The organism is Gorillibacterium sp. sgz306347 (assembly GCF_059735245.1).
In genome coordinates, this window is sequence record NZ_JCAPET010000008.1 from 50795 (window position 1) to 75455 (window position 24661).

The window sequence follows — 24661 nt, forward strand, 5'->3', positions numbered from 1 at the left end:
GTCACACCTGCCTTTTCTGCTTGGGATCAAGCACATCCCGGAGTCCGTCGCCGAAAAGATTGATTGCGATCACGGTGGCGAAGATCGAAAAACCGGGCGGAATCCACAGCCAGGGCCGCTGCTGAAAATCGATCATGTTGTTGGCAGCGTCGATCATATTGCCCCAGGTGGGCGTCGGCGGCATGACGCCGAGTCCGAAGAAGCTGAGAACGGACTCGCTCAGAATGGCTCCGCCAATGTTGAGCGTCGCAATGACAATCAGCAGCGGCACCAGATTCGGAAGCAGGTGATGAAAAATTTTCCGGCGGTCGCTTAACCCAAGCACAATTGCAGCCTGCATAAATTCCCGCTCCCGCAAACTGAGCAGCTGGCCTCTGACCATGCGGGCAAGCCCGGGCCAGCCGACAAAGCTCAGCATCAGCATAACGATGTACATCCGGTAATCCGTGGGAACCTTCCACTCGGACAGCAGCGCACCGAAAATAAAAAGCAGCGGTAGGCTCGGGATCGTCAGCAGCAGGTCCGCGACGCGCATGATAACCTGATCCGCGATCCCGCGGTAATAGCCGGCAATCGCGCCAAGCAGCGACCCGATAAAAACCGACAGCAGCATAGAGGCGATTCCCACCGTGAGCGAGATTCGGCCCGCCTGCATCACGCGGGTCAGAACGTCCCGTCCGAGCGCGTCCGTTCCCAGCCAATGCTTCGCGCTTGGCGGTTTGTTCATGAGCGCCATGTTGATTTTGTTGTCGGTGTACGGCGAGAAAAACGGTCCCATAAAACAGACCGCAAACATCAGCGCCACAACGGCGAAGCCCGCCAGAGCCAGCTTGTTGCGGGCCAACTTCTTCAGCGATTGTTTCCATAACGACGGCGCCGCCGCCCGGCGTGCTTGCGGGCGGCCGGCCGTCTGTTCCCGAATGATTGACATAAGGGCCTCCTTGCTAAAGCCTGACTCGCGGATCGGCTATATGATATAAAATGTCCGACAGCAGGGTGCCGATGACCGTCAAGACGGCAATAAACATCGTAAAGCCCATTAACAGCGGATAATCGCGCAGGGTGAAAGACTGCATATACAACTGGCCAATGCCAGGCCAGTTGAAAATTTTCTCAATGATCAGAGAACCGCCGAACAAGGAAGGAAGCTCAAACCCGACCAGCGTAATGGCGGGCAGAAGCGCGTTTCGCAGCGCGTGCGAGTAGAGCACCTTTCCCTCTTTCAGCCCCTTCGCCCGGGCGGTCCGGATATAATCCTGCCGGATCACATCGATCATGTTGCTGCGGAAATAGCGGGTTAACGAGCCGATGCCAAGCAGCGTCATGACAATCACGGGGAGCGTCATGTGCTCGATTACTTCTTTGACATAGGCGAATCCAGTCGCATTGCTTCCGGTCGTCAGCATCCCTCCCGGAGGGAGCCATTTCAGGTCCACCGCGAGCAGCTTGATCAGAAACAGCCCGATAAAGAAAGACGGAATGGACATTGCCGCAAAAATCGCCACCATCACCAGCGTATCGAACCAGGAGTATTGCTTGTATGCCGCAATGACTCCGATAATCACGGAGATAACCCAAGTCAGAAAGGTCGACACAACCGCCAGCAGAAACGAATTCCAAATGTATTGATGAAAAAGTGTCAGAACGGGCTTTTGCTGGGCCATGGAATACCCGAAGTCGCCCTGAAGCGCATTTTTCATCCAGATGGCATACCTCTCCAGCAGGGGTTTGTTCAAGCCGTAAATTTCGCGCAGCTCCGCCTTTCGCTCCGGGCTCAGCTTGATGTTGCCGGTGATGAAGTCGCCGGGCGTCAGTGCGTACAGGCTGAAGATCAACAGGGAAGCCGCGAAAAGAATCGCAAGCATGTAAAGCAGCCGCTTTGTCAGATAGGTGCTCATTTTACGCTATCCAGCGACCATTCCGGCAGACTGCCGGACAAGCCGATGAACGGACTTACCGACAAGTTCTGAATCCGTCCGTTGTATGCATAAACCGTCTTTTTGTAGCTGGTGAAAATAACGGGCAATTCCTCGTTCAGAAGCTGGTAAATTTCCTTATAGACGGCTTTGCGCTCTTCAATATCGGTTGTCGCCAGTCCCTTATTGTACAGCTCCGTGAATTTCGGGTTGTTGTAGCCCTTGATCTCGCCGTTCAAAAATTGCAGCAGGCCGTCGGACGGGTCAGTCAGCATGGGCGTGGAGAACGAAACCAGATCATAGTCTCCGCCCTCCACCTTTGAAACAAGGGAATTAAAATCGGCAAATACCTCCGGTTCAAATTGCACGCCGAGCTCCTTGAAATTTTCCGTTGCCACAGCGATGAATATATCCGTTGGCTTGCTTTTGGACCCCAGAAAATGAATAGAAAGCTTTTTTCCGTCCTTTTCGCGGATTCCGTCGGCGCCTGCCGTCCACCCGGCTTCGTCCAGCAGCTTTTTGGCCTGCTCCGGGTCATAGCCGTACGGATTTATATTCTCTTCCGTATACGACCAGGAAATCGGAGACGCCGGGATGTTGGCAACGGCCCCTGCTCCTTGGTTGGCATCCACATAAATGCTTTTTCGGTCTAGGCCATAAGCGATGGCCTGCCGGACCTTTTTGTCCTTCAGAGCTTCGTGCTCCAGATTTACTTGCAGATAGCCGTATGTACTCGGAGTATACGGCAGCAGATTCAGGAAGCCCAACGCCTTCAGCTTGTCGATGTTTTCCTGCGTGGCGCTGAACGAGGCAAAATCGATTTCGCCTGTTTCGATGTACTGCCACGTATCGCCTTCCGCCGTTTTATAGATGAAATGCTCTGTCTTGGGTTTTCCCTTGTAGTAGAACTCGTTCGCGACAAACCGCACTTCCTGGCCGGGAATGAATTTCTCCAGCTTGTAGGGGCCGTTGCCGACCGGTTTGTCATGGAGCTCGCGGATGTAGTCCAGCTTGCCGAATTGGTAATCCTTCCCGTAGTACGCCTTGGACAGCACATCCGAACCCAGCGTCACCAGGGCGGTAGCATTCGGCTGCTCCAATGTCACGGAAATCGTTTGGGGGTCCGTAACCTTAATGCCGGATATAGCATCGGCCGTACCCGCTTTGTAGGCTTCTCCTCCGGCGATATGCAGCGAGCTGACCTGCGAATCGCCGTCATATGCTTTGTCGTGCAAAATGGTCCAGGTGAACGCTACATCCTCCGCCGTCAGCTGTGTTCCGTCGCTGAATTTCAAATCGGGACGGAGGTGATACGTGTACGTAAGATTATCGTCCGAGATATCCCAGCTTTCCGCGATCCCCGGAGCCGGAACTCCTTTATCATCAACGGTGACAAGCGAGGCATAAAGCAGGGAAGCAACGTTTCCATCGTAGCCGCTTTGATGAAAATAAGGCGTAAACGCTCCGCTCGGATCCGTGAGGGCAACAATAATCGTATCATTCCGCTGTTTGGCTGCGTCCGGCAGCTTCGAGAGATCCGCCGCCGCTGCGGCTTCCGTTAATCCCTGAACACCGCCAGCAGACGTTGCCTCCGAAACGGCCGCTGTTCCTCCGTTCGTGGCTGCTGCGCTATCCGCCGGTTTTCCGGCATCCGACCCGCTAGTGCAGGCCGCCATCACCACGGTCAAACTCAAAATCGCACCAAGCGCTTTGGCGGCGTTTTTCTTTTTCATTTCTTCTCTCCCCCTTATGAAGTTCCGGCATGAATTATTATTCCGATAAATACACTATGTTTTGTCGGAACAATGCCTATTATATGGTATAACCTGGGTTCTGTAAATACAGAACTTCCTTTTGCTTTTTCGACTACAAAACGACCTGCCAAAGCAATCAGGCAAATGCAAAAAGAGCGCCTGCTTTTCCTGTATGGATAAGCGGCGCTTTTACAGCAATCGGCATATGAGGTTTTTGTACATGAACGTCGGAAGCGTTCTTCCGCTCCTGTCCGGCGCAAGCTGTAAACAGTCAGCTGCGTTCGATGTAAGCAGTCAGTATCCCCTGAAGCCTGTTTATCGCTTGCGGCCGCAAGGCGTATTCGACTAGGGCCTCTCCCTCCAGCCGCGCTTGAATTACTCCCGCGCTCCGCAGCTTGGAAAGATGATCGTGCGTGATTCCTTTTGAGAGCCCCAAATGGCGAACAATCTCGATGAACGTCCGGGGCTGCTTGTGCAGAAACCGCAAAATCCGCAGCCTGCTCTTTTCCGCAAGGCTGCGGATCAACCGGTACTCATACACGGGCAGAAAATCCGGATCGGCCAGGTCAATCCGGGCGGAATAATGGCAAACGGTCAGTTTTCCATAATGATAGATTACGTTAAGGGGTTGAAAATGAAATTGGGGAATGAGCAGCACGCGCTCCAACCCGTCAAGTGGAGAAAACAGCAGGCCGTTGGTTGTTTCTTCCACGAAAGCTGCCGGATGCTCTGCCGGAAGCTGTCTGGTTCTCCGGTCGGCCTCCTCCCCGAGAGCTTGCGCGACTGCCGGGTCAAAGCCACGAAAGTACTGCTTGTCCCAGCGGGAGAACAGCGCGAGGACTTTTCCGCGAAACTCATTCATCTGTGCGGGAAAATAACCGCTGTAATCCGCAATTTGCTCATACAACTCTCCGGCTGTACATCGTTCCATCCAAGCCAGAAATCCGTCCACTCCCTTCTCGGGACACAAATAAACCAGAAGGGAAATCACTTTCCAGTCGGCGTCGATGGCCATGCGGTCAAGCCCCTCCGCAAAAGAAGGTTCCAGCGCAGCCCGGACCGAAGATGCCCAGGAAGCCGTCAAATCAACCTTCCGGTGGGATTTGCGGCATATGAACGTGTGCAAGCTGTTCAAGCATTCATAGAGATTATCATACTGGACCTGGGGGAGATAACTCATTCGCACGCACCTTTTTTGTCTCCCATTATACCGTTTCCGCCTTTCATCGATCTACTACCTACTGCTCAACGACGTATTCCACAGCCAGCAGCGCGCGAATGTCCTCTTCCGTCAACGCGGACAACGCTTCCCCTCCGGGCTTGATCACGTCCGCGATCAGCGTCTTTTTCTTTTGCTGCAGCTCGTGCATTTTCTCCTCGACCGTTCCGCGCGCCACCATCCGGATGACCTGTACGACTTTTTTTTGTCCGATCCGATGAGCCCGGTCTTCGGCTTGTTGTTCCACGGCGGGATTCCACCAAAGATCGTAAAGCACAACCGTATCCGCTCCGGTCAGGTTGAGGCCGGTTCCCCCTGCCTTCAGGGAAATCAGGAACAGGTCGCGTTCCCCTTCGTTGAACCTCGTGCACAGGTCGACCCGTTCGGATACTTTCGTTCCCCCGTCCAGGTAAAAGAACGGCACGCCGCGGGCGCCCAGCTCCCGGCCGATCAGCCCGAGCATTTCCGTAAATTGCGAGAACACCAGAATCCGCCGGCCGGACCGGCGGCAGTCCTCTATCGTCTCCAGCAGCTGCTCCAGCTTGGCGGAGCCGCCGCGGTAGCCTTCGACAAACAGGCCGGGGTGGCAGCAGAGCTGGCGCAGCCGGGTAAGGCCGGCCAGGATGCGGATCCGGTTCTGCTCGAAGTCGTTGTCGTCCAGATGCTTCATGGTTTCCGCCTTCAGCTTGGCCAGGTAGGCGGCGTAGAGCTTTTTTTGCTCCGGCAGCAGCTCGGAAACCTGGAGTGATTCTATTTTCTCCGGCAGCTCCTGCAGCACGTCGCTTTTCAGCCGGCGGAGCAGAAACGGACGGGCCCGGCTGGCGATGGCGGCTTGCGGCAGCTCGCCGAACGCCTTCCGGTTCGGATACAGGCCGGGAAATACCGCGTCGAAGATCGACCACAGCTCCTCCAGCGCATTCTCGATCGGAGTTCCGGTCAAGGCGAACCGGAAGCCGGCCCGAAGCGATTTGACCGCCCGCGCAGTCTGGGTGGCGTAGTTTTTGATGGCCTGGGCTTCATCCAGAATCAGCGTATGGAAGGACATGCCGGCATAACGCTCGATGTCCCGGCGCAGAAGCGGATAAGAGACAATGACGGCATCGGCGTCCGCCGCCTGCCGAAGCGCGGCTTCCCGCTCGGGCTTGCTTCCGTCGGCGATCACCGCCTTGAGGCCGGGCGCAAACCGGTTCAGCTCATTGCGCCAGTTGTACATCAGCGAGGCGGGCGCAACAATCAGCGCCGGTTCCCTGCGCGCCCGGATGTCCGGCAGCACGGAAACCAGGTAGGCGATGCTCTGCACCGTCTTGCCCAGGCCCATGTCGTCGGCCAGAATCCCGCCGAACCGGTAATGCGCCAGCGTCTTGAGCCACTGAAAGCCGAACAGCTGGTAATCCCGCAAGACGGGCGCAAGCTGCTCCGGAACGGCAAAGTCCAGGTGATCGGGGTTGCGCAGATGCGCCAGCATCCGCCGGATCGGCTTGTCCAGCCGCACCAGCTTTCTCCCTCCCCGGTCGCTGGCGTCCAGCAGATGGAGCCCCTGTCCGACGTGCATCCCGAACCCGGCGTCCGTCGGGCCTCCCTTCGGCAGGGTTACCTCGTTCAGGAAACGGACAAGCTCCTGAAACTCCTCCGTCTCCAGCGGAAGCAGCGCCCCGTCCCGCAGCCGGTGGTATTTCCGCTTTTCGGCCAGGGACCGGATCACGTCGCGGATTTCCGCCTCCGGTATGCCTTCCATATGAAAGCGGAACGCGAGCCAGTCCGTCCGTTCGTCCAGCTTCACGGAAATGTGCGGCGGCGGATTTTTCAAAAGCACGCGGACCTTCACGGCGGAGGTGGCGTAGATTCGCGCCAGCTTCTCGAGGTGAGGCACCGCATGGTACAGGAACTGATATTCGCTTTCCTCGTCCTGCATGAAATAGCCGCTTTCCGTCCGGGCAAACCCGGCGTTCTCCAGCAGCTCCAGTATACGGCTCTCCTTCTCGCCTTCCCGGATCAGAATGCGGCTTTCCCCGCTTCTCCCCCGTTCCGCTTCAAGCGGATTGATCACGAGATCGCCGTATTGAAATTCCAGGCCGGCCAAAAGCCGGTCCCGGACCCGGTCCAGATAAACTCGCGCCTGCAAAGGGGACTGCACGATGCGGTCCGAAACTGAGCGGGAAACCTTCACCTCGCCCAGCTGCATGAATTCCGGTACCACCCGTTCAAGAAAGGGCTCCATCTGCCGGGCGCCGATGAAAATCCGGCTTGTTGCGTTTCTTTGCAGCATGGCCTGCAGCCCGGAGAGCCGCCGGACCGCCTCCGGCTTCAGCCGGAGGAAACGGCCCTCCGACAGCGCTATGCCGTACGGCTCGAGAAGAAGAATCCGCTCCAGTCCGCGAACGTCGAGCCGGAAGCCGCCTTCAGCCTCCCCGTCGAATTCAAACGCAAGGGGCAGCGCTTCATCCGTGATCGTGAATCCGGCATGAACGTGATCGCCGTCCTGCAGCCGGACCAGCGGACCGGCGGCAAGCCCCGCTGCCGTCTCCTCCCAGGCGTGAGGCGGAACCGGCAGCGTGCGGGGGTCTTCCAGCTCCCCCGTATAGATGGCCCCGGCGGCCTCCCGCTGCAGCTTTTCTCCGCGCCGGATTGCGGCTAGCGCCGTCACGATGGCATCGTCCGCGTCCGTTAAGCAATGCCGGGCCGGATCATAGGTAAAGTGGCGGGAAAACGGGTAAGCTTCTCCCCTCTCAAAACGCAAGAGAAACTCCCGGATGTCGGGAACGGCGTACCGTTTGCCGGAAGCGCCAAGGCGAAGCGAGATGCCGAGCAGGTTCCGGCGGGCCCCGAACGAATAAGGGGCGACGAGAAACTCGGCTTCGAGCTCCGTGCGCGATTCGAGAAAGCGCCGTGTGCCGCGGACGGAATGCGTTTCGCGCCGAAACAAGTCCAGCACCTGCTCAGCCAGGCGCGTTCCCCCGTTCTCCTGCCGGTCCGTCTCTTCCTGCGATGCTCCAGCCGAAGGATCATGCGCCTGCTGCAGAAGCATGATCTGATACAGCGCGGCGGCAGCATGCTTGCAAAAGAGCGCAAAGGTAAATCCGGCGGAGCAGGAGCATTCCGCTTCAATTTTTCCGAACGGATCGATGCGAATCACAACCCGGCAGCTCCCGTTGTCCTTCACGAGCGCTTCATATACCGTTTGATCCGCCTCCCGCCCGGACAGCGTCAGTGCCACCTTGCCGGCCCGCCGCAAGGCTTCCCCCTTCCCGGAAGCGCTCGGGCCGCACAAGGACTGAATCGTTCGTTTTGTCAGTTGATGATACCCGGCTGGCTTGCTCAAGGAACTCCCTCTCTCTGCAACAAACTGTCCCGCTCCGCCAGTCCGCTTCGGCAATCCCGGAACGCATGGCCGGCTTGAGCCGGTAAAGGTCCGTTCATTGTAACGGGCCCGGGCGGCGAAAGCAACCCGGCGGATCAGTCTTCAGGCCAGCCGGCCTGTTTCCAGCTCTCGCGAACGCGGTCTTCACCTTCGTAATAATCCGATTGGTCTTTCGTTTGATACGCCTCTTGCTCCGGCATGATATAGATTTTTCCCGAATCGGGATATTCCGCAATGTCCAGTCCGAGCGGGGTCCGAAGATCCACGTAAAGAAAGGGGCGATCCGTATGGTTATACAGCTGATGCGCGCCCGAGGGTCCGGTCTCAAAAAACGCGATATCCCCCTTTTTCATCTCCGTAAAACCGTCCGGGGTGCGGAGCGTCGCCTCTCCCTCCAGCACGACAAACAACTCCTCCGCGTTGCGGTGGAAATGATAGGGAAACGAATACTTTCCCGGATCAAGGCTGCGCACATGAAGAGAAAAATGCTTCGCCCCCGCCAGCTCGGACAACCGGTCGCTTGTATGCCAGGCGAATTCGGGAACGGGGGACTGTTTCAGCGAATAAGCAAGCGTCTCGGGACGGAAGATTTTCACCATACGAATCACTCTCCTCGCATTTTGGTCAAGTATACCATCTTCCGACAGAAAAGAAGAAGACGGGCTATCCCGTCTTCTTCCGTACCGCTCCCCCGCTGCTTTCAAAACCTGCGCGCTGGAAGAGTGCTTATCCTTCCGCCGCCGGTTCGGGATAAATCCGAAACAGCAGCACGTACAGAACGACACTAACCAAAGAAAACGCCAGAATGATGCTGAAAATGCCCATCGGAGCGACCCAGGCGGAAAGGAATACGGTAAGCGGAGCCAGAAATTTGCTGATTGTGTTCTGCAGGCTGTCCGCGCCCATGTATTGTCCTCTTGCGTTCTCCGGCGCATAGCGGCTGATAAAGCTTTGGGTTACCGGAGAGCGGACCATTTCGCCAAAGGTGAACAGAATCGTCACAAAGAACAGGTACCAGATGTTGGAATACACGCCGACGAGAAACGTCCCTACGCCGGACAAAAGCGAGGACAATACAAACACGTTCCGCTCCCGCCATTTGCCGAACCATTTGGTGACCGGAAGAATGAACAGCACAAACAGAAGGCCGTTAAAGCCGACCAGCCAGCCATAGATTTCGGTGCTGGAGAGCATAAAGGATTGGCCGTTCCATGTAAAAAGCGGCTGGGCGGGAACCTTGGCATATACATACACCGGCAGGTAAAGATCCAGCTGCATAATCGGAATCAGCGAGAAAATGCCGGCCAATAAGTAAAGCAGAAAGATTTTATCGCGAAGGATGACGCCGTAGCCTTTCCACTGCTCCAGAAAAACAGCCGGCACGGATTTTGAAGCACCCGCAGCCTCCGGAGCGACGGACGCCTCGGGCCTCGTCTCCCGCACGAGAAACCAGATGGCGATGAGATAAACGGTCAGGACCAGCGCGCAGGTCCATAACAGTCCCTGCCTGTGCTGAAAGAAAAAGATGCCGCCGAGAGCCGGCCCCAGTACGGCGCCGATGTTGTTGGAGGTCATAAACGTGGCGAAGACCTCGCGGCGGCGCTCGGCGGGAACCAGATCGGCCACCATGGCCGTGCTCGCCGGCCGGTAAACCGCGCCGCCGATGCCGATGCCGATAAAGGCGGCGTAGTCCAGCCAATGAGACGGCGAGACGGCAAACATGACAAACATGGCGGTTTGCAGCAGGGTGCCCATAAGCATGACCGGGCGGCGTCCCCACCGGTCCGCCAGCGCGCCTCCCGCAAGGCTTCCGAGCATACCGAAAACAGGCGGCACCGTCATCAGGAGCCCGGCCGTCCGGTTGCCGAGTGCAGCGCCGAAATAAACCGTGATGAACGGGAAGTACATCCAGAACAGCATGTTAAACAAGCCTTCCCCCAGAAGGCGAACCTTGAGATTGGTGTTCCATATCCGATTCTGCACCTTATCCTCCTCTTTCATCTTCTTGCTGAATGCCCGGCCGGGTATTCACACAATAGAGCAGATTGGAAAAAAAAGATAGACTGTTTTTTTCGCATCGGTTATACTACTAATATGAAAATCGAATAGAGGCAGGCTTCGTTTGATTGTCCCCTCTACCGAACATACATTCCCCCGCTTAATAAAGACGCTTCCCAAGGGAAGCGTCTTTTTGGTGCGTATTTTGTTATTCCATTATGGCTGACGGTCAAGACGGGACCGTATCCCGCTTTTGCCGCTCTGTTTTATATTGTTCAATAACGTGAGCGATTGTCTCGCTCTTGAGCGGCTTGCTGATATATGCGTCCATACCCGCCTCCAGACAGCGCTCCCGGTCCCCTCTTAACGCATTGGCGGTAACCGCGACGATATAGGGCCGGTTTTCGGGCGGAAGCGACTCCCGGATTTCCCGGGTTGCTTCAAACCCGTTCAGCAGCGGCATCTGCACATCCATAAACAGCAGGTCGTATTTGCGCCGGTTTACTGCTTCGACGGCCTCCCGCCCGTTTGCTGTCTGATCAATCAAATGGCCTTCTTTTGCCAGCATTTTATACAAAACCAGACGGTTGACCTCGTTGTCCTCCGCAATCAGGATGCGCAGCGCGTCGGGATTCACGGCCAGCGCTTCGGCAGCGGCCGGATTTGCTCCATCGGCCGAACCGGCCGAAAGCCGAACCGTGAAGACAAAAGCCGTGCCCGGTCCTTTGACATCCTCCACCCAGATGTCTCCGTTCATAAGCTCCACCAGCTTTTTGCTGATGGCAAGGCCCAGTCCAGTCCCCTGGTGCTTCCGGGTCATAAAGTTGTCCAGCTGTTGAAACGGCTCGAACAAATACACCCGTTTCTCCTCCGGTATGCCCACTCCCGTATCCCTCACCCGAAAGCGAAGCTGCACGTCGGAAGCGGTCTGCTCGACCGCCTGCACGTCGATCTCCACGCCGCCCGTTTCCGTAAATTTGACCGCGTTGCCGATCACATTGGTCAAGATTTGCTTGAGCCGGTAAGCGTCCCCGAAGACGGGCGTCGGAATTCCGGGGTCGATGGAAAGCCGGACGGACAATTTTTTTTGGAGAATGTTCGGTCTCACCATGTCGAGGGTTTGGTTGACCACATCCTCCACCACAAACGGTTCATGGGACAGAACGGTTTTGCCGGCTTCAATCTTGGAGAAATCCAGCACATCGTTGATAATGGCAAGCAGCGCATCCCCGCTTTTTTGAATGATTTCGACGTATTCCCGCTGCTCCTCGCTCAAGCTCTCCGTATGCAGCAAAAGATCCGCCATGCCGATGACCCCGTTCATGGGGGTGCGGATTTCGTGGCTCATCATGGCCAGAAATTCAGTTTTCGCCTGATTCATCCGTTCGGCGGCTTCCTTGGCGATCAGCAGCTTTTTTTGCTCGGTGATGTCCTTGGCAATCAGGTAGAAGCCCGCAGCGGTTTCGTTAATGATAATCGGCGCCAGCGTTGCCAATACCTCGGTTTTCTGACCGTTGGCGTGCCCGATGGTGTCGATGTTTTGCTCAGCCGCCTCGTAGTCCCCGTTCAGGATCAGCCTTAGGTTACTGTCTCCAATAAAACGGGAAATGCTGGTGCCCGTCATGGCGGAGACCGGATAACCGGTCATTTTTTCGGCCACCGGATTGGCGCTGCGGATCCTTCCGTCCATATGGAAGGAAATGATCGCATCGTGATTGTATTTTTTTAGCGAAGTATAGCGTTCCACCGATTCCTGAAGCTCGAATTCGACCTTTTTGCGTTCGGTGATGTCCTGCAGCGTTCCTCGGAACTGAACCGGCCGGTTCGGCTCCCCAAACGTGACAATTCCCCGCAGGTGCAAATATTTTTCGCTGCCGTCCGCGCTGACATGCTTATACTCGTAGTCCAAGGCTTCGCCTGTTTTGGCAAGCTCGATCTTTTCCCTCAGAGCCGCCGAGTCGGCTGCGTCCATGCGTTTCAGAACTTCTCCGGCGCGATAACGCTTGAACGGGGCGGACAGCTCGAAGATTTCACCGACCTGATCGGAGAAGGTGAGTTCATCGGTCGTCAAATCCCACTCCCAGCTGCCGATCGAGGCAATTCGCGCGGTTTCCGCGTTGAGCTCCTCGAACCTTTTCCGTTCGGTAATATCGCGTCCAATGGCCAGAAATTGCTGCTCGCTATCTCCGTCGCCTATCCTTTTATAAGTGGCCTCAAACCATATGTACGTGCCGTTTTTATGCCGGATTCTCAGCCGCAGCAAGCTGCCGACCCGATTTTGTCTTTGCAGCTTCTTGTAGTCGTTCGGGTGGAACAGCTCGAAATTGGTACGTCCCATCACTTCCTCCGGTTCGTAGTCGAGCAGCCGGCGGATGGAAGGGGAGCAAAACCGGCAAACGCCGTCCGGGGAGGCTATATAGATAATTTCCTGCGCATTCGCCGAAATAAGACGGAACATTTCTTCGCTTTTCAGCAGCTTCTGCTCATTCGCTTTCCGTTCGGAGATGTCAATCGCATGGATGATGGAATACAAGGGCTCGTCAGAATTCTCGCGGCGGACAACCGAAACCCGAAGGGATACCCACAGCAGGCGTCCGTCTTTTCGGATATACCGTTTTTCCAACGGCCCTTCGTTCTCGAACCCGCCCAGCATGCCGGCCTTGTAACGCTCACTATCCGCCAGGTCCTCCGGAAGTGTAATGTCCTTGTAGGACTTCCCCAGCAGCTCCTGTTCCGTGTAGCCCAGCATTTTGCAAAAAACCGGGTTCATCTTTACCCAGCGGCCTTCGGGATCTGCCAACGCGATGCCGATGGGGGCGTGTCGAAACATTTGCTCAAACATTTTGTGATGATCGGCCTCGAAATGAAGCTGCATTGGAAACACCCCTCCGTGATGTATCGTAGATCCGCAAGGTGATATGAAGGACATTTGAATGTTTCGTGACAAGTTTAACAGACAGATTAGTTGTTTCATACCCCATTTTTTATTAATGAATCGCATTTTATTCAAAAAGCATAAGCACAACCAACAAAATCAAAAGACCGCAGATGATTCCCATGGCACAGGCAAGCATGATTACCGGAACCGACCGGGCGGTAAACATGCCTTGGCTAATTTCCCTCTGCTTGCGATGATAATCTTTCGTCGCCTGAAACAGGATCATTCCCCCCAGCAGAACGGCTCCGATTCCGCCTGCGGAGGCCGCGATGTGACCGAACGAGGCGAGACTTTCGGAGCGAAACACAAGGCCCGCCGCCAGAAAACCCAGGCCGATAATGGCGATGCTCGTTCTCACCCAAGCCAAAAAAGTCCGCTCATTCGCCAGATGCTGCTGAACCAGCTTGGAATCCTCCAAAGGGTTCTCCATCCTGCTCCTCCTCTCCAGGGTTCAATTGAAAAGATGCTTTTCTTCTAATTTAAAATAACCCAATTCACAAACAGCCAATCCCAAAGGCAGCACCCCCGGCCGAAACAAAAAAAAACCGCCCCGGTTCCCGGACGGCTGATGGAAAGCAATGCCTCAATTGATAAATCGGATTTCATATTCGCAATGTTCATCGCCGTTTACGTTGCAGAGCACTTCCCGGACCGTCACCTTCCGCTCCAGTCACTGAGGAGGGACAAGAGCATTCTGAAACGGATGTTGTGTTCAGGACAGTTTTCCGGCACAAGCGAAAATTGAGCCGGGCCCGATGTTCACTCCGCAGGTAAAACCGGAGCAGCCTCCCGGCGGTTTGCCGCGAATCACTCAAAAAAACCATGCTGCCATTATTCGGCAGCTGCGGCCGGTACCGCGTCTTCCGTTCCGGTCCACCGGGCAAACCGTCCTTGGCTGCAAACGTATACCTCATCGCAAATTTCCAAAACCTCGCGCGTGTGCGTAATGACGATGATCAGCTTGTCGCGGCGGATTTCCGTCAGGTAGGCGAGCAGCTTGTGCACGGTGTCCTGGTCCAGAGCCGATGTCGGTTCGTCAAACACCATGACGTCCGGATTCTTCAACAGCACCCGAAGAATCGACAGCTTCTGGCGTTCTCCTCCGGACAGGCCGCCGCCCTGCTCCAAAAGCATGGTGTCCAGACCATCCGGCAGCTTGTCCACCAGAGTGTTCAGGTTCAACAGCTTCAGCAGAGCGTCAAGCCGCTGTTCTTCTATGGGACTGCCCTCGTCCGTCAGCAAATTATTCCGAATGGTATCGGCAAGCAGAGCGGGCTCCTGCTCGGAAACCCCGATCCGCCGAAGGCGAATGCCTTTCATGTCAAGCTCCCGGATATCCCTTCCGTTATATGCGATTGTCCCTTCGTGCTCATCAATATACATTCCCAAAAGAAGCTGAAGCGCGGTCGATTTGCCGGAGCCGTTCGCCCCGATGACGCCGTACAGCCTGCCTTTGGCAAATGCCAGCTCCGTCCGGTTCAGCACCTGTCTATCCCCGTGGAAGAAGGCAAGCGAACGCGCTTCGATCCGTTCGATTTCAGGAAGGTCCTCTTCTCCGTTCGTTTCCTCGGGCTGCGCCTCGACTTCCTGAAGCCGCCGGTAACAGACCAGATGATCCTGATAGCTCTTGCCCAGATTGAAAAAGTAACGCGCGGCTCCGATCATCATGCCGAAATAGCTGTAAAACATCGTAAACCGTCCGATGGTAAACGAACCGGAGGCGATTTGCAGACCGCCCATAACAAACAGCACCACGCTGGATATCGCCACCACCAGATTGTCCAGCCCCGAGAACAGGTAAGAGACCTTCTGATAAGACAGCGCGCTTTTGAGGAGGCCGCCGAAATGAGGGTCCAGCCGCTTGCGGAAGCGTTCTTCCAGTCCGTGAAGCTTCATAAAGCGCATGTAATCCAGCTGCTCGTTCAAGTGAGAGAAGAACCGGCTCTGATGCTCCAGGAAGGTCAGCCGGGACCGGAACAAAGGGGCGCGGAAGAGGTAATACAAGCCCACATAAAGCAAAAGCAAACTGAACAGCGTCAGTGTAATGGCGGGATTCATTTGCAACATGAGCACGAACGGCACGCCGAGCGTTACGGCGTTGACCAGCGTTTCGGGGATCGCGGTCATGCAGAAGATAACAACCAGGTTGGCGTCGTTATTGATGCGCTGATTCAGGTAAACGCTGTCGTTTTGATTGAGATAGGTCAGTGAGCCGTCCTGGATATGCTTGATCATATCCCGGTTCAGCTCGTAACCCGTCCGGCTCTGCATCTTGGTATATATGATCTGCGCGACATAGCCGAGCAGCAGTCTTCCGAAGGTAATGAGGGCGAACAGCATGCAAAAACGCAGCAGAAAATCCGTGCCCCCTTGGCTGACAAGCCGGTCGATAAAGCTGCCGGTCAGGTAGGGAACCGCAAGGGTCATCAGGCTCATGATTACGGAAAGCGCCAGATAAATCAGCAGCATTCCCGCCCGGCGCTTCAAATAGGGCATGCAAAACCGAAACAGCTCCACAGGCGATCCACTCCCGGTTTTCAAATCCGCCACAGAGGCGATGAAATGATACGGCGGACGGTACAAGCCGTCCCGTCCGCCGCTTTCTTATCGAAATCCTTCTCCGCTTTCCAGTGAAATGCTTTCGCCTGAATTAGACCGATCCGGGACGGCCGGGCGCGCAATTGGCTTTCGAGCCGCAGAACGTCGAGCATTTAGCGATACAGTTTGTACCGCAGTTCGCATAACAGGTAAAAACGACACAGGTTCCTTGGGGAACGACCGAGCTCACCAGAAATTCCATCTTCATCCACCTCCCTTCGCCTGAAGTCGCCTAATCGCGGAGAAGGCTGACAAGCTTTATGGAACCGGCAACGGCTCGGCGGCTTGCTGCTGTTTTTTGAGCGCGGACGCGATCGCTGCCAGATATTCCTCAAGGACATACTTGTACATGGAGCATTTGTTTGCCGGGTCTTTCACCCGTTTGAACGGGCAGCCCCCCATACAGATGGGCAGCAAATTGCAGTCGCGGCATTCTTCAAGCTCCGTGGGATCGAACAGCATATAGTCGCGGTAAAGCGGATGGCCGAAATCAACCCCGCTTTGTAGGTCGCCGATCTTCCGTTCAGCTATGCCGATGTCCGACCAGCATTTGTAAAGGCCTCCGTCGGCGTCAACCACATAGGAATTTTTGAAGTCGGCTCCGCAGTAATTCGTAAACCGTTTGGGAAAACGGTCCGCGACCCGCTCTTGCGGCGTGTCTTCGTTCATATGCTCATAGTCGATCCGGTAAAACTCGCTGGAGTCCAGACAAGCCGTCTCGGCGTAAGTCAGATTATCATTCTCCACCTTTCCCAAATAAGGATTCACATGACCGCTTAACCCGAGCTCTTTCAAATAAAGGGCGATTTCGTGGCCGGCGTCCCGGTTTTCCTTGTCGATGTTGATGCGGAGCGAAACGTCCGGCAGCAGCTCGAGTCCTTTTTGCAGGTTGGTCATGATTACGTCGAACGACGGACGGTTTCCGACAAGCGGACGACGGCGGTCATGCGTTTCGCGCATTCCGTCTATGGTGATTTGAAGGAACGATACCTGAAGCTCTTTGAGCCGCCGAAGCGTTTTGGCCGACAAGAGATAGCCGTTTGACACCATTCCCGCGTAGTAGCGGATACGGTTTTCTTCGCAGATTTCAAGAAACTTTCCGGTCAACCGCTCAATCGTTTTCAGCGCGAGCAACGGTTCGCCGCCATACCAGGTGATGTTCAGTTCCTCCAGCGCCCCCGCGTGATTCCGCACAAAATCAATTAACTGGTCTTGGGTCGCTTCATTCATGTAAGAGGGCCGGATGCTGTCCTTTTCATAACAATATACGCAGCGAAAGTTGCAGTCCGAAGTCGGGGCGATGGTCAGGCTGAGGGTGTGGGAGGAGAAACGGCTGTTCAGCATCTCGTATCGCAGAAGCTGGCGCTCGTCAAACGATTCTTTGACAAGAAACCCGCCCTGCTGCAAGCTCTCCCATAAGACGGTGTCCTCAATCGGCGTTCCGTCGGCGCAGTAGCGTTCGAAGCATTCATGCTTGTCCCGGTCCAGCAGCGCCAGTGCGTTGGTGCGCGCATTGTAAGCGATGAGCTTGGAGCTGTCTTCGGCATAAGGAAAGAAAAAATTGTAAAACGACGGTTTCAATGTGATCGCCTCCTAAAAATCAGCTTCGTGGCGAAACGTATTCTTTTGACCATTTATACCAATATTTTTTATTTCTAGCAATAGTATCTATGTATGTTTATCTATTTTTCTGTTTAATTATGAAATATTTGTTATATTTATTTGTCGTTCTTGTTAACCTATGTTCCATTGGGGGGGAAATCGGGTATAAGTCCACATGTTTCTTACGGGTTTACTTCCAAGGAGGGGTTGCCGTGCAAAATCGCCGCATTCTCGAACAAACCGCCCACCGTCCTTTTCCTTTGCCGGATATGCCCTGGGTCATGAAACAGACTTGGAAGGAGCTTCTTTTTGCCCATTGGCCCGTCCGTGAAGAAGGATTGGCTCCTTATGTGCCAAAAGAACTGACACTTGAAACCTGGCAGGGGCGGCCCTGGATCAGCTTATCGCCGTTTCGTGTCGATCCTTTACGCCTACGGGGGCTCCCGCCTTTCCCCTTCGCGGGGAGCTTCCTGGAGTTAAATTTCCGGACCTATGTGCGGCGTGACGGCATACCGGGAGTATATTTTCTGAACCTGGACGCTTCCAGCCGTTTGGCGGTCGCGGGAGCGCGGCTTCTGGCGCATTTGCCTTATCGCCATGCCAGGATGACGGTCCGCGAGGAAAACGGATCTTTCCACTACCGCAGCGTCCGCGGTCCTGAGGAGCGGCCGGAATGGAGCTTTGCGGGAAGCTATCGGCCTGCCGGCAATGAGGTGTTTCACGCAGCGCCCGGCACGCTTCTTCACTGGCTGACGGAACGTTACAGCTTATATTCCGCGGATGCACAAGGCAACGTGTTTCGGGGTGTGATCCACCATCTCCCTTGGCCGCTGCAAGAGGCTGAGCTGGAGCTGGAAACGAACACTATGCCGCAAGCATTCGGCGTGGAGCATTCGTTATCCCCCGCTCTTCTTACGTATACCGGCCGGCTTGAGGTTTTGTTCTGGCCGCCCCATCCCGTCGCACGCTAAAAAAGACCCTGCCGGATTTCCTGGCGGAGTCTTTTTTCTCGTCATCGGCTATGATCGGACTGCATTTTTCAGGCTTGCTGCTTTTTGACGGGTTGATGATCGCGGAGCAGCCAGATGTGAAAAAAGTATTCAAATACTCCCGCAGCGGCCGTAATGATAAGCATGTCTCCAAAGCTTAATTCGGTCCAGTTCATGGCCTCGCGGAAAACCCAAAGCATGATCAGCACCAGGCCGGCGTCCGCCGCCGTTGCCACAAAGTTATTGGTTCTCGGCAGGATGAAAAGATCGCCGACGAGATAAGCAACGATACCGATGACCAGCGCGGCGGTGATCGCCGTGCCGTAAGAGGCGTTGGACAGTCCGACGAGCAGCAGGGTTACCAGGACGCCGTGCACGAGCAGCTTCACCAAAATCTTTTCCACGTGCTATCACTGCCTTTCCTTGAGTTTGTTTTAGCCTTTTACCGGGTGGCCGTTTTTATGCAGGCTGTGCCTCCTGCAAAGGCCCGGGAAAGAAGAAGGCCAGGCCTTTATCCAAGCGCCTGGCCTTCGTTCTATGGGAAAAAATCAATTTTTCATAAAAAAGCCGGATCAGTCGTTATTGCGCTGGCGCGCGCGGGCTTGTCCGCCTTTGCGGCCGGCTTCCTCGCGGCTCATGCCGTCGCTGTCGCTGCGGGCCTGTCCGCCTTTGCTGCCGATTTCCTCGTAAAAGTCGCGGTCGTGGCTAGCGGAGGTCGCTTCGCCGCCTTTACGGCCGATTTCCTCATAAAAGTCACGATCGTGGCTTTCGGAGGTTGCTTCGCCGCCCTTGCGGCCGATTTCCTCATAGAAATCGCGGTCATGGTTTCTGGCTGTCGCCTCTCCACCCTTACGTCCTGCTTCTTCACGGCTCATTCCATTGCGGTTGTCTTGTGCCATTTCGAATTCCTCCTTATCGGGTATTGAGTTATCGTGGTGCACCGTAACTTTACCCGATCCTTTAGCTCTGAAACATGTCACGTTTCGCGAAAAAAGCGAGCCACCAACCAAAAACCGTTTGTAGCGTGTGCGTTTTAAAAGGGTAAGGAAAACTCGAAAAAAAATCTTGCAAAGGAGCGATTTCATGATTCCCATTCTGGAAGAATACGAGGTCATGACCGCTCTGGAGCCTTTGAATACCACGGTGGACAAAGAGCTTTCGGACGTTTACCTGAACACCTCCGAGGAAGCTTTCTCCATTGTGGAAGATATCGGCCATCCCCTTGTCAAAGTTTGCTATGACATCTATCACGTCCAGATCATGGAGGGCAACGTGCTGCACCGGCTCCAGAACCGGATTCGCGAGGTCGGCCACATTCAAGGAGCAGGGGTGCCGGGCCGGCATGAATTATACATCGGCGAGTTAAATTACGATTCGATTTTCGACGCCATTAAGCAAATGGACTATGACGGATTTGTCGGCATTGAGTATTTCCCGCTTCATGATCCTTTACAGGATTTGAAGGCACTGCATCAAAAGCATCATACCGGCTGATGGACCATTCCCGAAAGTCCCTATTGCCGGAAAAGCGGGAACTAGCAGCCATGATTCGGGTTTCGTTCGCGGAAAGAAGGGTAATTAGATACCGTTGCCCATTACCGACCAGAAGGAGGCGAAGCGATCATGGCGAAAGAACTTGCAGCCCACGAGCTGTTGGAGATTCATGAACTGTTGACGCTCAAAACATCCTGCGCCACAAAAGCTGCGACCATGCTGGAACTGGCAAAGGACGACAAGCTGAAAAAGCTGATTGAAGCCGATTTGAAAAACTCTTCCATGGCCATTGAGGAACTTAAAAAACTTATGGGATAAGGAGGTTTTGACCATGCCCGCTTCCAAGACGAAAGAAATGCTCGTGAAGGCGGTTGAGCCTATGGACGATCTGGCCATCGCCACCGATATGCTCCTTTCCGCCAAAGCGGCTGTGCGCACCTATGCCATCGCTTTGACCGAAACCGCGACGCCAAAGGTACGCAAGGTGTTGAAAGCGCAATTGGACACCGCCATCGACACCCATCAGAAAATTGCGGATTACATGATTGAAAATGAACTGTATCATCCATACAATCTTGAGAACCAAATCGAGCATGACAAGAAAAAAGCGGATATCGCCCTTTCTCTGACCGAGAAGTAACCAAAGCCGGAGAATACCGGCAAACCCCTGCGCTCTGCGCAGGGGTTTTCTTTGATTATTTCCAACTTTTTCTTTGACGCGCGTCTCCACATCCGGTAAGATAAACAAAAATAAACGACAATGTGTCGTTTTTGGGTTGGGAGAGAACGAAATGCCGAAAATCAGCGAGCAGCAGCGGGAGGACAAACGAAATGCCATTCTCGATGCGGCGCTTGCGCTAAGCGGCTCAAAACCTGTTCATAAAATTACCATGAAGGACATTGTGCGCGAAACGGGCTTCAGCCAAGGCGGGGTTTACGCCTATTTCGCCAATATTGACGAAGTGTGGTTCGGTCTTGCCGGCCGCTTTGAAACGCGGATCGACTTGCAGGAAGCCTTTCAGTCGTTGAATGACCCAAATCAAAGCCCCAAGACGGCGCTGCGCCGCTTGTTTCAATGCCTCGGCAAAGAAATCGCCGCCTCGCTTGATAACGGGTACGCCCGGCTGGCTTACCACCTGAATGCGATGTACATGATCAATCCGGAGCGCATAAAGGAGCAAGCCGAACGCCGGGAGGCGGGGCCCGCTTCCGAGAGCGGCTTTCAACGCGCAGGCGAGGCTTTGCTTGCGTATATGAAAACCGCGGCCGAAGCGGGACGGCTGCACCCGCAAAAGCCGCTGGAGGAAATCCTGCTATTTGTTCAGGTTGCGCTGGGAGGCTTGATCCGGGAAGCTACCTTGGAGCAGAGCTTCGCCGGCATAATCGGGGACACAGAGCAAAAAAGCGTGCGGGAAAGCATACCCGACCTGATGGACAGCCTGCATGCGGCGTTGATGACCCTGCTTGGGGAGCAAACTATGGAAAGCGGTACGAGGAGACACGGGGAGGAAGAACAAGATGAAACTTAAACAAGCGTTTGGAGCCTGGAAGCTCCTTCTGCTGGCACTGCCGAAAGGTATTGCCGTATTCGGGATCGCCGTTGCGGGTATATGCGCTGGATTGCCTCTCGCGCTGTTCTGGATCGGGCTGCCGGTTTTGACCTGGACGGTTCTCGTATGCCGCGGGATGCTGGAAGCCGAGCGCCGGCTGGCGGACGGCTGGGCGATCGGTCGCAGAACTGACGCGGCCATCCCGGCAAAAACCGCATTAGCAGACTTCGCGGCCATCCGGTTTCCGCTGCGAGCGAGCTGGCAAACCATGCTCGGCGTGCTTTGGCATCCGGCCGCGTTCCGTACGCTGCTGTTCGGCTTCGGCCAGCTTCCCGTCGGCATCGCCGCTTTTACCTTGGCCGTCACGATTCCCGCCGTGGCGGCGGGAACCCTGCTGTCGCCTGCGGTCTATCTGGTCAGCAGCCGCTTGTTTGACTTCCCGCTGTATTCCTTCGACTGGCTGATGGAGGTGCTGCTGCCGCAGCTGTCCCTGCTGCAGCGCTCCTGGGTTTCGGCGGGCATCGGCGTTGCCATGCTTATGCTTGTTCCTCCGCTCCTCCGCTCCTTCGGCCGTTTCTATGTCGCCTGGCTGCGGCTGGTTTCCCCGCCGCAGCCGGCTCCACTCGGCTCAGGGCGTCATTCGGATATTCCGGCCTGATCCGCAAGCTTATCCGCAAATGCAAGCAGCTCCGCAAGAACGCGGTGCTTGTCCTGCATATGCAGGGCGTGGCCGATGCCGTTCAACTTGACCGCCTCGGCCCGCCTGATGACGCGAAAGCTCCGCAAAGCTTTGCCAGCGCGAAGAGCCGCCGTGCAGCAAAAGAAGCGGCGCTCCGTCCGGACGTCCCCCTTCCGCATAGTGAACCTGCAGCGAACCGGCCAGATATGTAGTTTCCCACATAAAAACAAACCCCCTTCCTTATCCTTGAAAAACCCATTCCCAAACCTCGCCGTCCTGTTCATCCCATACCGTTCCCGTACAAACGAACCCGTTTTTGCGAAGGATCGATGCGGAGGCATTCATTTCCGGCAGCGTACGCGCAGCAATCATCAAGGAAGGCCGCACCGTCTTGGCGATCCCTGTGAGCTGGGCGCACATCTGCGTGCCGTACCCGTTTCCTTCGAACTCAGGAAAGGTAAAGTAGGCCAGTTCCACTTTGCCTTCTCGCGGAGCCCTTTTAAACGAGCAAGTCCCGACTACCGTCCCGTGAACCAGCGCAAAGTATCCGATCCAGGGCGGTTGATAACCGACTTGCCCGTAGTATTCGTTTTGAGAACGATGGATCTCCCGGCACAGAGGGTACTCCCACCTGGTTGAATCGACCGGACTCGGGCCCTTCTCAATGGCCTTTAACAGCATAACGCGGATAGCTCCTTCCGGCACCGGCTCTTGAACAAAGTGCTGCGGAAGCGGGTTTTGGCTTAAGGGGTTTTTTCGCAGTGGAGCTTCACCGCGCCGCTACCCGACAAAACCGGCTTCCGGCTTTCGCCGGTGCCGCCCGTTTTAAATACAAAAATTCCCGCCGCAATCACGGCGACTCCAACGACCTGTTTCCAGGTAAACGGCACTTTTTCAAGGCCGAGCCAGCCCATGGAATCAAACAGCAGCGCAAACCCGAGCTGCGAGCTCATCACGACGGAAACGGCGAACGTCGGGCCAAGCCGTCTGATCGCCTGCATAAGACAGTACACCAGGACAACCCCGATCGCGCCGCTAAACCAATACCACGGTTTCATATGCTGGAGCGAAAACTGTCCCGGCCCCTCCAGGATCAGCCACCCGATAAAAGAAGCCGCAAACCCCGTACCAAGAACGATCGTCGTGCTTGCCCAGGAGCCGACGTGTTCATTGACTTTGCTGTTGAATACATTTTGAGCGCCAACCATGACCCCTGCGAGCAGAGCTAGAAACAACCCCATTACCATAACGTATCTCCTCCATGTAAGGTTTCCGGATTTCCGGGTTTTGGTTAAATTTTGTTCGTTCAGACGGCTATTCCGTTCCCGGTCACGCCTTCAAAATAAGAATGCCCGCGATCATCAGCCCGATGCCGATGAAATGCGGAGCCTTCATCCTCTGCTTGACCACGCCGAACCATCCGTTGGAATCGACCAAAAAGGTGATGCAAAGCTGTGCGATCAGCAGTGCGGATATCGTAAACGTGACGCCGATCCGGTGGATGGCCGTCACCTCGCTGAAAATGATCACCGCCGCAAACGCGCCTCCCGCCATGTAAACGGGATTTACCTTCTTCAGCCCGGTGCGGCTTCCGTCCCGGACGACAAGCAGAATGGCCAACGCCACGAGAAAACCCGTCAATTGGGTGATGCTTGTCGCGGTCCAGGTTCCCAGATCGCTGCTGATCCGGGAGTTGGCCACTCCCTGAAGCGTAATGCAGCCCCCCGCCAAAAATGCAAACAACCAGCCTTTCATGAAGCCTCTCTCCCCTTTTTTCGTCTGTTCTTATTAAAAGAAAAGAAGCCGGCGAAAAAAAGGACATCTGTCCTCGACTTTTGCGAAGAAAAATTCTGCGCTTGCAAAATGAACCTCGTGTCATTATTATAAATGACAGGCGGTTCATTTTGAGAGGAGTTATGTCATGTCACCAAAAATCTCGAACGCACAAAAGGAAGAACGAATCCGGCAAATTCTTGAAGCGGCCAAGCGGGTTTTCATCGCCAAGGGATATGAGCCCGCCTCGCTCAAAGATATCGTGGAAGAGGCAGGAATGAGCCGGGGCTGGATTTATCTGTATTTTCAAACCAAGGACGAAATTTTTGAAGCCCTTCTGGATCAGATGGACCGGGACTATGAGATGTCCCTGGAGCGCCTGCTGGAGTCGGAAGCAAGCATCTGGGGACTGCTCGAGAAGCTGTTCCAAGCCGATATGACCGGATTGACGGAAGAAGGCTCCGGCAGCATGGTTCCGGCGTTTTATGAATACTTTCTGACCGGGTGGCGGGATGAGTCGCGGCGGGCCCGACTTTTGCGCCGGTATGAGGACGGCATGGGACGGGTGGAGCGTCTTCTGCGGATCGGAACCGAGCGTGGCGAATTCGACCCCGAGCTGCCGCTCCCTCTTATCGCCCGAATCGTCGGTTCCTTTCAGGAAGGCATCATGACCCATACGATCGCCGTCGGCCCGGAGCGGGCGTGGACGTCCGAACAGTTTGCCGCGCTGACCGCCTATCTTCGCCTGCTTCTTCGGCTCACCGGCGGCGCATTGTCCGACTAGAACAGGAGG

At 55.3% G+C, this 24661-nt stretch carries 24 protein-coding genes; 7 read left to right on the forward strand and 17 right to left on the reverse strand.

What is annotated here, in order from left to right:
* Position 1: 1 nt before the first annotated feature.
* The 11 genes from opp4C to AC6I6H_RS06585 all read right to left on the reverse strand — a co-directional run bounded on the left by opp4C (position 2) and on the right by AC6I6H_RS06585 (position 17362).
* Positions 2-931: an oligopeptide ABC transporter permease gene (gene opp4C, locus AC6I6H_RS06535; protein WP_497952933.1), complete on the reverse strand. Its 930-nt coding sequence runs from the start codon at positions 929-931 to the stop codon at positions 2-4.
* A gap of 13 nt (positions 932-944) precedes the next feature.
* Positions 945-1898, reverse strand: a complete 954-nt coding sequence (locus AC6I6H_RS06540; protein ID WP_497952934.1) for an ABC transporter permease — start codon at positions 1896-1898, stop codon at positions 945-947.
* Positions 1895-3649 carry an ABC transporter substrate-binding protein gene (locus AC6I6H_RS06545; protein ID WP_497952935.1) on the reverse strand — a complete coding sequence of 585 codons (1755 nt, stop codon included), beginning with the start codon at positions 3647-3649 and terminating at the stop codon, positions 1895-1897. Before AC6I6H_RS06545 ends, AC6I6H_RS06540 begins: the two co-directional genes overlap by 4 nt.
* 292 nt (positions 3650-3941) lie before the next feature.
* Positions 3942-4850: an ArsR/SmtB family transcription factor gene (locus AC6I6H_RS06550; protein ID WP_497952936.1), complete on the reverse strand. Its 909-nt coding sequence runs from the start codon at positions 4848-4850 to the stop codon at positions 3942-3944.
* Positions 4851-4908: 58 nt separating this feature from the next.
* Positions 4909-8208: a DEAD/DEAH box helicase gene (locus AC6I6H_RS06555; protein ID WP_497952937.1), complete on the reverse strand. Its 3300-nt coding sequence runs from the start codon at positions 8206-8208 to the stop codon at positions 4909-4911.
* Between the two features lie 134 nt (positions 8209-8342).
* Positions 8343-8846, reverse strand: a complete 504-nt coding sequence (locus AC6I6H_RS06560; RefSeq protein ID WP_497952938.1) for a cupin domain-containing protein — start codon at positions 8844-8846, stop codon at positions 8343-8345.
* Positions 8847-8973: 127 nt separating this feature from the next.
* Positions 8974-10230, reverse strand: coding sequence for an MDR family MFS transporter (locus AC6I6H_RS06565; protein ID WP_497952939.1), 1257 nt, complete (start codon positions 10228-10230; stop codon positions 8974-8976).
* 244 nt (positions 10231-10474) lie between these two features.
* Positions 10475-13120 carry a PAS domain S-box protein gene (locus tag AC6I6H_RS06570; RefSeq protein WP_497952940.1) on the reverse strand — a complete coding sequence of 882 codons (2646 nt, stop codon included), beginning with the start codon at positions 13118-13120 and terminating at the stop codon, positions 10475-10477.
* Between the two features lie 127 nt (positions 13121-13247).
* Positions 13248-13613: a YidH family protein gene (locus AC6I6H_RS06575; protein WP_497952941.1), complete on the reverse strand. Its 366-nt coding sequence runs from the start codon at positions 13611-13613 to the stop codon at positions 13248-13250.
* A gap of 401 nt (positions 13614-14014) precedes the next feature.
* On the reverse strand, positions 14015-15700 hold the full coding sequence (locus AC6I6H_RS06580; protein WP_497952942.1) for an ABC transporter ATP-binding protein: 1686 nt from the start codon (positions 15698-15700) through the stop codon (positions 14015-14017).
* 339 nt (positions 15701-16039) lie between these two features.
* Positions 16040-17362 (reverse strand): radical SAM protein, encoded by a 1323-nt coding sequence (locus AC6I6H_RS06585; protein WP_497952943.1) that lies wholly within the window; start codon positions 17360-17362, stop codon positions 16040-16042.
* An 89-nt stretch (positions 17363-17451) separates the two neighbouring features.
* Here AC6I6H_RS06585 and AC6I6H_RS06590 point away from each other — a divergent pair, with 89 nt between their 5' ends.
* Positions 17452-18354 carry a YqjF family protein gene (locus tag AC6I6H_RS06590; RefSeq protein WP_497952944.1) on the forward strand — a complete coding sequence of 301 codons (903 nt, stop codon included), beginning with the start codon at positions 17452-17454 and terminating at the stop codon, positions 18352-18354.
* A 68-nt stretch (positions 18355-18422) separates the two neighbouring features.
* Here AC6I6H_RS06590 and AC6I6H_RS06595 read toward each other — a convergent pair whose 3' ends face one another.
* Both AC6I6H_RS06595 and AC6I6H_RS06600 read right to left on the reverse strand, forming a co-directional pair.
* A complete protein-coding gene (locus AC6I6H_RS06595) occupies positions 18423-18776 on the reverse strand; it encodes a DUF2512 family protein (RefSeq protein ID WP_497952945.1) in 354 nt (117 codons plus the stop codon).
* 168 nt (positions 18777-18944) lie between these two features.
* Positions 18945-19271: a KGG domain-containing protein gene (locus AC6I6H_RS06600; protein WP_497952946.1), complete on the reverse strand. Its 327-nt coding sequence runs from the start codon at positions 19269-19271 to the stop codon at positions 18945-18947.
* A 127-nt stretch (positions 19272-19398) separates the two neighbouring features.
* On the opposite strand from AC6I6H_RS06600, the gene AC6I6H_RS06605 reads away from it, so the two are divergent.
* The 5 genes from AC6I6H_RS06605 (at position 19399) to AC6I6H_RS06625 (ending at position 22074) form a co-directional block, all read left to right on the forward strand.
* Positions 19399-19866: a TIM barrel protein gene (locus tag AC6I6H_RS06605; protein ID WP_497952947.1), complete on the forward strand. Its 468-nt coding sequence runs from the start codon at positions 19399-19401 to the stop codon at positions 19864-19866.
* Positions 19867-19995: 129 nt separating this feature from the next.
* Positions 19996-20184, forward strand: coding sequence for a spore coat protein (locus AC6I6H_RS06610; RefSeq protein WP_497952948.1), 189 nt, complete (start codon positions 19996-19998; stop codon positions 20182-20184).
* 13 nt (positions 20185-20197) lie between these two features.
* A complete protein-coding gene (locus AC6I6H_RS06615; protein ID WP_497952949.1) occupies positions 20198-20506 on the forward strand; it encodes a spore coat protein in 309 nt (102 codons plus the stop codon).
* A 151-nt stretch (positions 20507-20657) separates the two neighbouring features.
* On the forward strand, positions 20658-21395 hold the full coding sequence (locus AC6I6H_RS06620; RefSeq protein WP_497952950.1) for a TetR/AcrR family transcriptional regulator: 738 nt from the start codon (positions 20658-20660) through the stop codon (positions 21393-21395).
* On the forward strand, positions 21385-22074 hold the full coding sequence (locus AC6I6H_RS06625; RefSeq protein WP_497952951.1) for a sensor domain-containing protein: 690 nt from the start codon (positions 21385-21387) through the stop codon (positions 22072-22074). Before AC6I6H_RS06620 ends, AC6I6H_RS06625 begins: the two co-directional genes overlap by 11 nt.
* On the opposite strand, the gene AC6I6H_RS06630 is transcribed toward AC6I6H_RS06625, so the two are convergent.
* The 4 genes from AC6I6H_RS06630 to AC6I6H_RS06645 form a co-directional block, all read right to left on the reverse strand.
* Positions 22053-22274, reverse strand: a complete 222-nt coding sequence (locus AC6I6H_RS06630) for a hypothetical protein (protein ID WP_497952952.1) — start codon at positions 22272-22274, stop codon at positions 22053-22055. The two genes, AC6I6H_RS06625 and AC6I6H_RS06630, sit on opposite strands and share 22 nt — an antisense overlap.
* Positions 22275-22335: 61 nt before the next feature.
* A complete protein-coding gene (locus AC6I6H_RS06635) occupies positions 22336-22776 on the reverse strand; it encodes a GNAT family N-acetyltransferase (protein WP_497952953.1) in 441 nt (146 codons plus the stop codon).
* A gap of 62 nt (positions 22777-22838) precedes the next feature.
* The gene (locus tag AC6I6H_RS06640; RefSeq protein WP_497952954.1) at positions 22839-23342 is read right to left on the reverse strand and encodes a DMT family transporter; all 504 of its coding nucleotides are present in this window, start codon (positions 23340-23342) and stop codon (positions 22839-22841) included.
* Positions 23343-23424: 82 nt separating this feature from the next.
* Positions 23425-23850 carry a DMT family transporter gene (locus AC6I6H_RS06645; RefSeq protein ID WP_497952955.1) on the reverse strand — a complete coding sequence of 142 codons (426 nt, stop codon included), beginning with the start codon at positions 23848-23850 and terminating at the stop codon, positions 23425-23427.
* Positions 23851-24016: 166 nt separating this feature from the next.
* Between AC6I6H_RS06645 and AC6I6H_RS06650 the strand changes: the two genes are divergently transcribed.
* Positions 24017-24652, forward strand: a complete 636-nt coding sequence (locus AC6I6H_RS06650; RefSeq protein WP_497952956.1) for a TetR/AcrR family transcriptional regulator — start codon at positions 24017-24019, stop codon at positions 24650-24652.
* The last annotated feature ends 9 nt before the right edge of the window (positions 24653-24661 follow it).

Excerpts from the sequence above, each read along its gene's own strand:
- opp4C (WP_497952933.1), bottom strand. The coding sequence starts at position 931 with ATGTCAATCATTCGGGAACAGACGGCCGGCCGCCCGCAAGCACGCCGG.
- AC6I6H_RS06540 (WP_497952934.1), bottom strand. The coding sequence starts at position 1,898 with ATGAGCACCTATCTGACAAAGCGGCTGCTTTACATGCTTGCGATTCTT.
- AC6I6H_RS06545 (WP_497952935.1), bottom strand. The coding sequence starts at position 3,649 with ATGAAAAAGAAAAACGCCGCCAAAGCGCTTGGTGCGATTTTGAGTTTG.
- AC6I6H_RS06550 (WP_497952936.1), bottom strand. The coding sequence starts at position 4,850 with ATGAGTTATCTCCCCCAGGTCCAGTATGATAATCTCTATGAATGCTTG.
- AC6I6H_RS06560 (WP_497952938.1), bottom strand. The coding sequence starts at position 8,846 with ATGGTGAAAATCTTCCGTCCCGAGACGCTTGCTTATTCGCTGAAACAG.
- AC6I6H_RS06570 (WP_497952940.1), bottom strand. The coding sequence starts at position 13,120 with ATGCAGCTTCATTTCGAGGCCGATCATCACAAAATGTTTGAGCAAATG.
- AC6I6H_RS06575 (WP_497952941.1), bottom strand. The coding sequence starts at position 13,613 with ATGGAGAACCCTTTGGAGGATTCCAAGCTGGTTCAGCAGCATCTGGCG.
- AC6I6H_RS06590 (WP_497952944.1), top strand. The coding sequence starts at position 17,452 with ATGTATGTTTATCTATTTTTCTGTTTAATTATGAAATATTTGTTATAT.
- AC6I6H_RS06600 (WP_497952946.1), bottom strand. The coding sequence starts at position 19,271 with ATGGCACAAGACAACCGCAATGGAATGAGCCGTGAAGAAGCAGGACGT.
- AC6I6H_RS06610 (WP_497952948.1), top strand. The coding sequence starts at position 19,996 with ATGGCGAAAGAACTTGCAGCCCACGAGCTGTTGGAGATTCATGAACTG.
- AC6I6H_RS06615 (WP_497952949.1), top strand. The coding sequence starts at position 20,198 with ATGCCCGCTTCCAAGACGAAAGAAATGCTCGTGAAGGCGGTTGAGCCT.
- AC6I6H_RS06620 (WP_497952950.1), top strand. The coding sequence starts at position 20,658 with ATGCCGAAAATCAGCGAGCAGCAGCGGGAGGACAAACGAAATGCCATT.
- AC6I6H_RS06625 (WP_497952951.1), top strand. The coding sequence starts at position 21,385 with ATGAAACTTAAACAAGCGTTTGGAGCCTGGAAGCTCCTTCTGCTGGCA.
- AC6I6H_RS06630 (WP_497952952.1), bottom strand. The coding sequence starts at position 22,274 with ATGCGGAAGGGGGACGTCCGGACGGAGCGCCGCTTCTTTTGCTGCACG.
- AC6I6H_RS06635 (WP_497952953.1), bottom strand. The coding sequence starts at position 22,776 with ATGCTGTTAAAGGCCATTGAGAAGGGCCCGAGTCCGGTCGATTCAACC.
- AC6I6H_RS06640 (WP_497952954.1), bottom strand. The coding sequence starts at position 23,342 with ATGGTAATGGGGTTGTTTCTAGCTCTGCTCGCAGGGGTCATGGTTGGC.
- AC6I6H_RS06645 (WP_497952955.1), bottom strand. The coding sequence starts at position 23,850 with ATGAAAGGCTGGTTGTTTGCATTTTTGGCGGGGGGCTGCATTACGCTT.
- AC6I6H_RS06650 (WP_497952956.1), top strand. The coding sequence starts at position 24,017 with ATGTCACCAAAAATCTCGAACGCACAAAAGGAAGAACGAATCCGGCAA.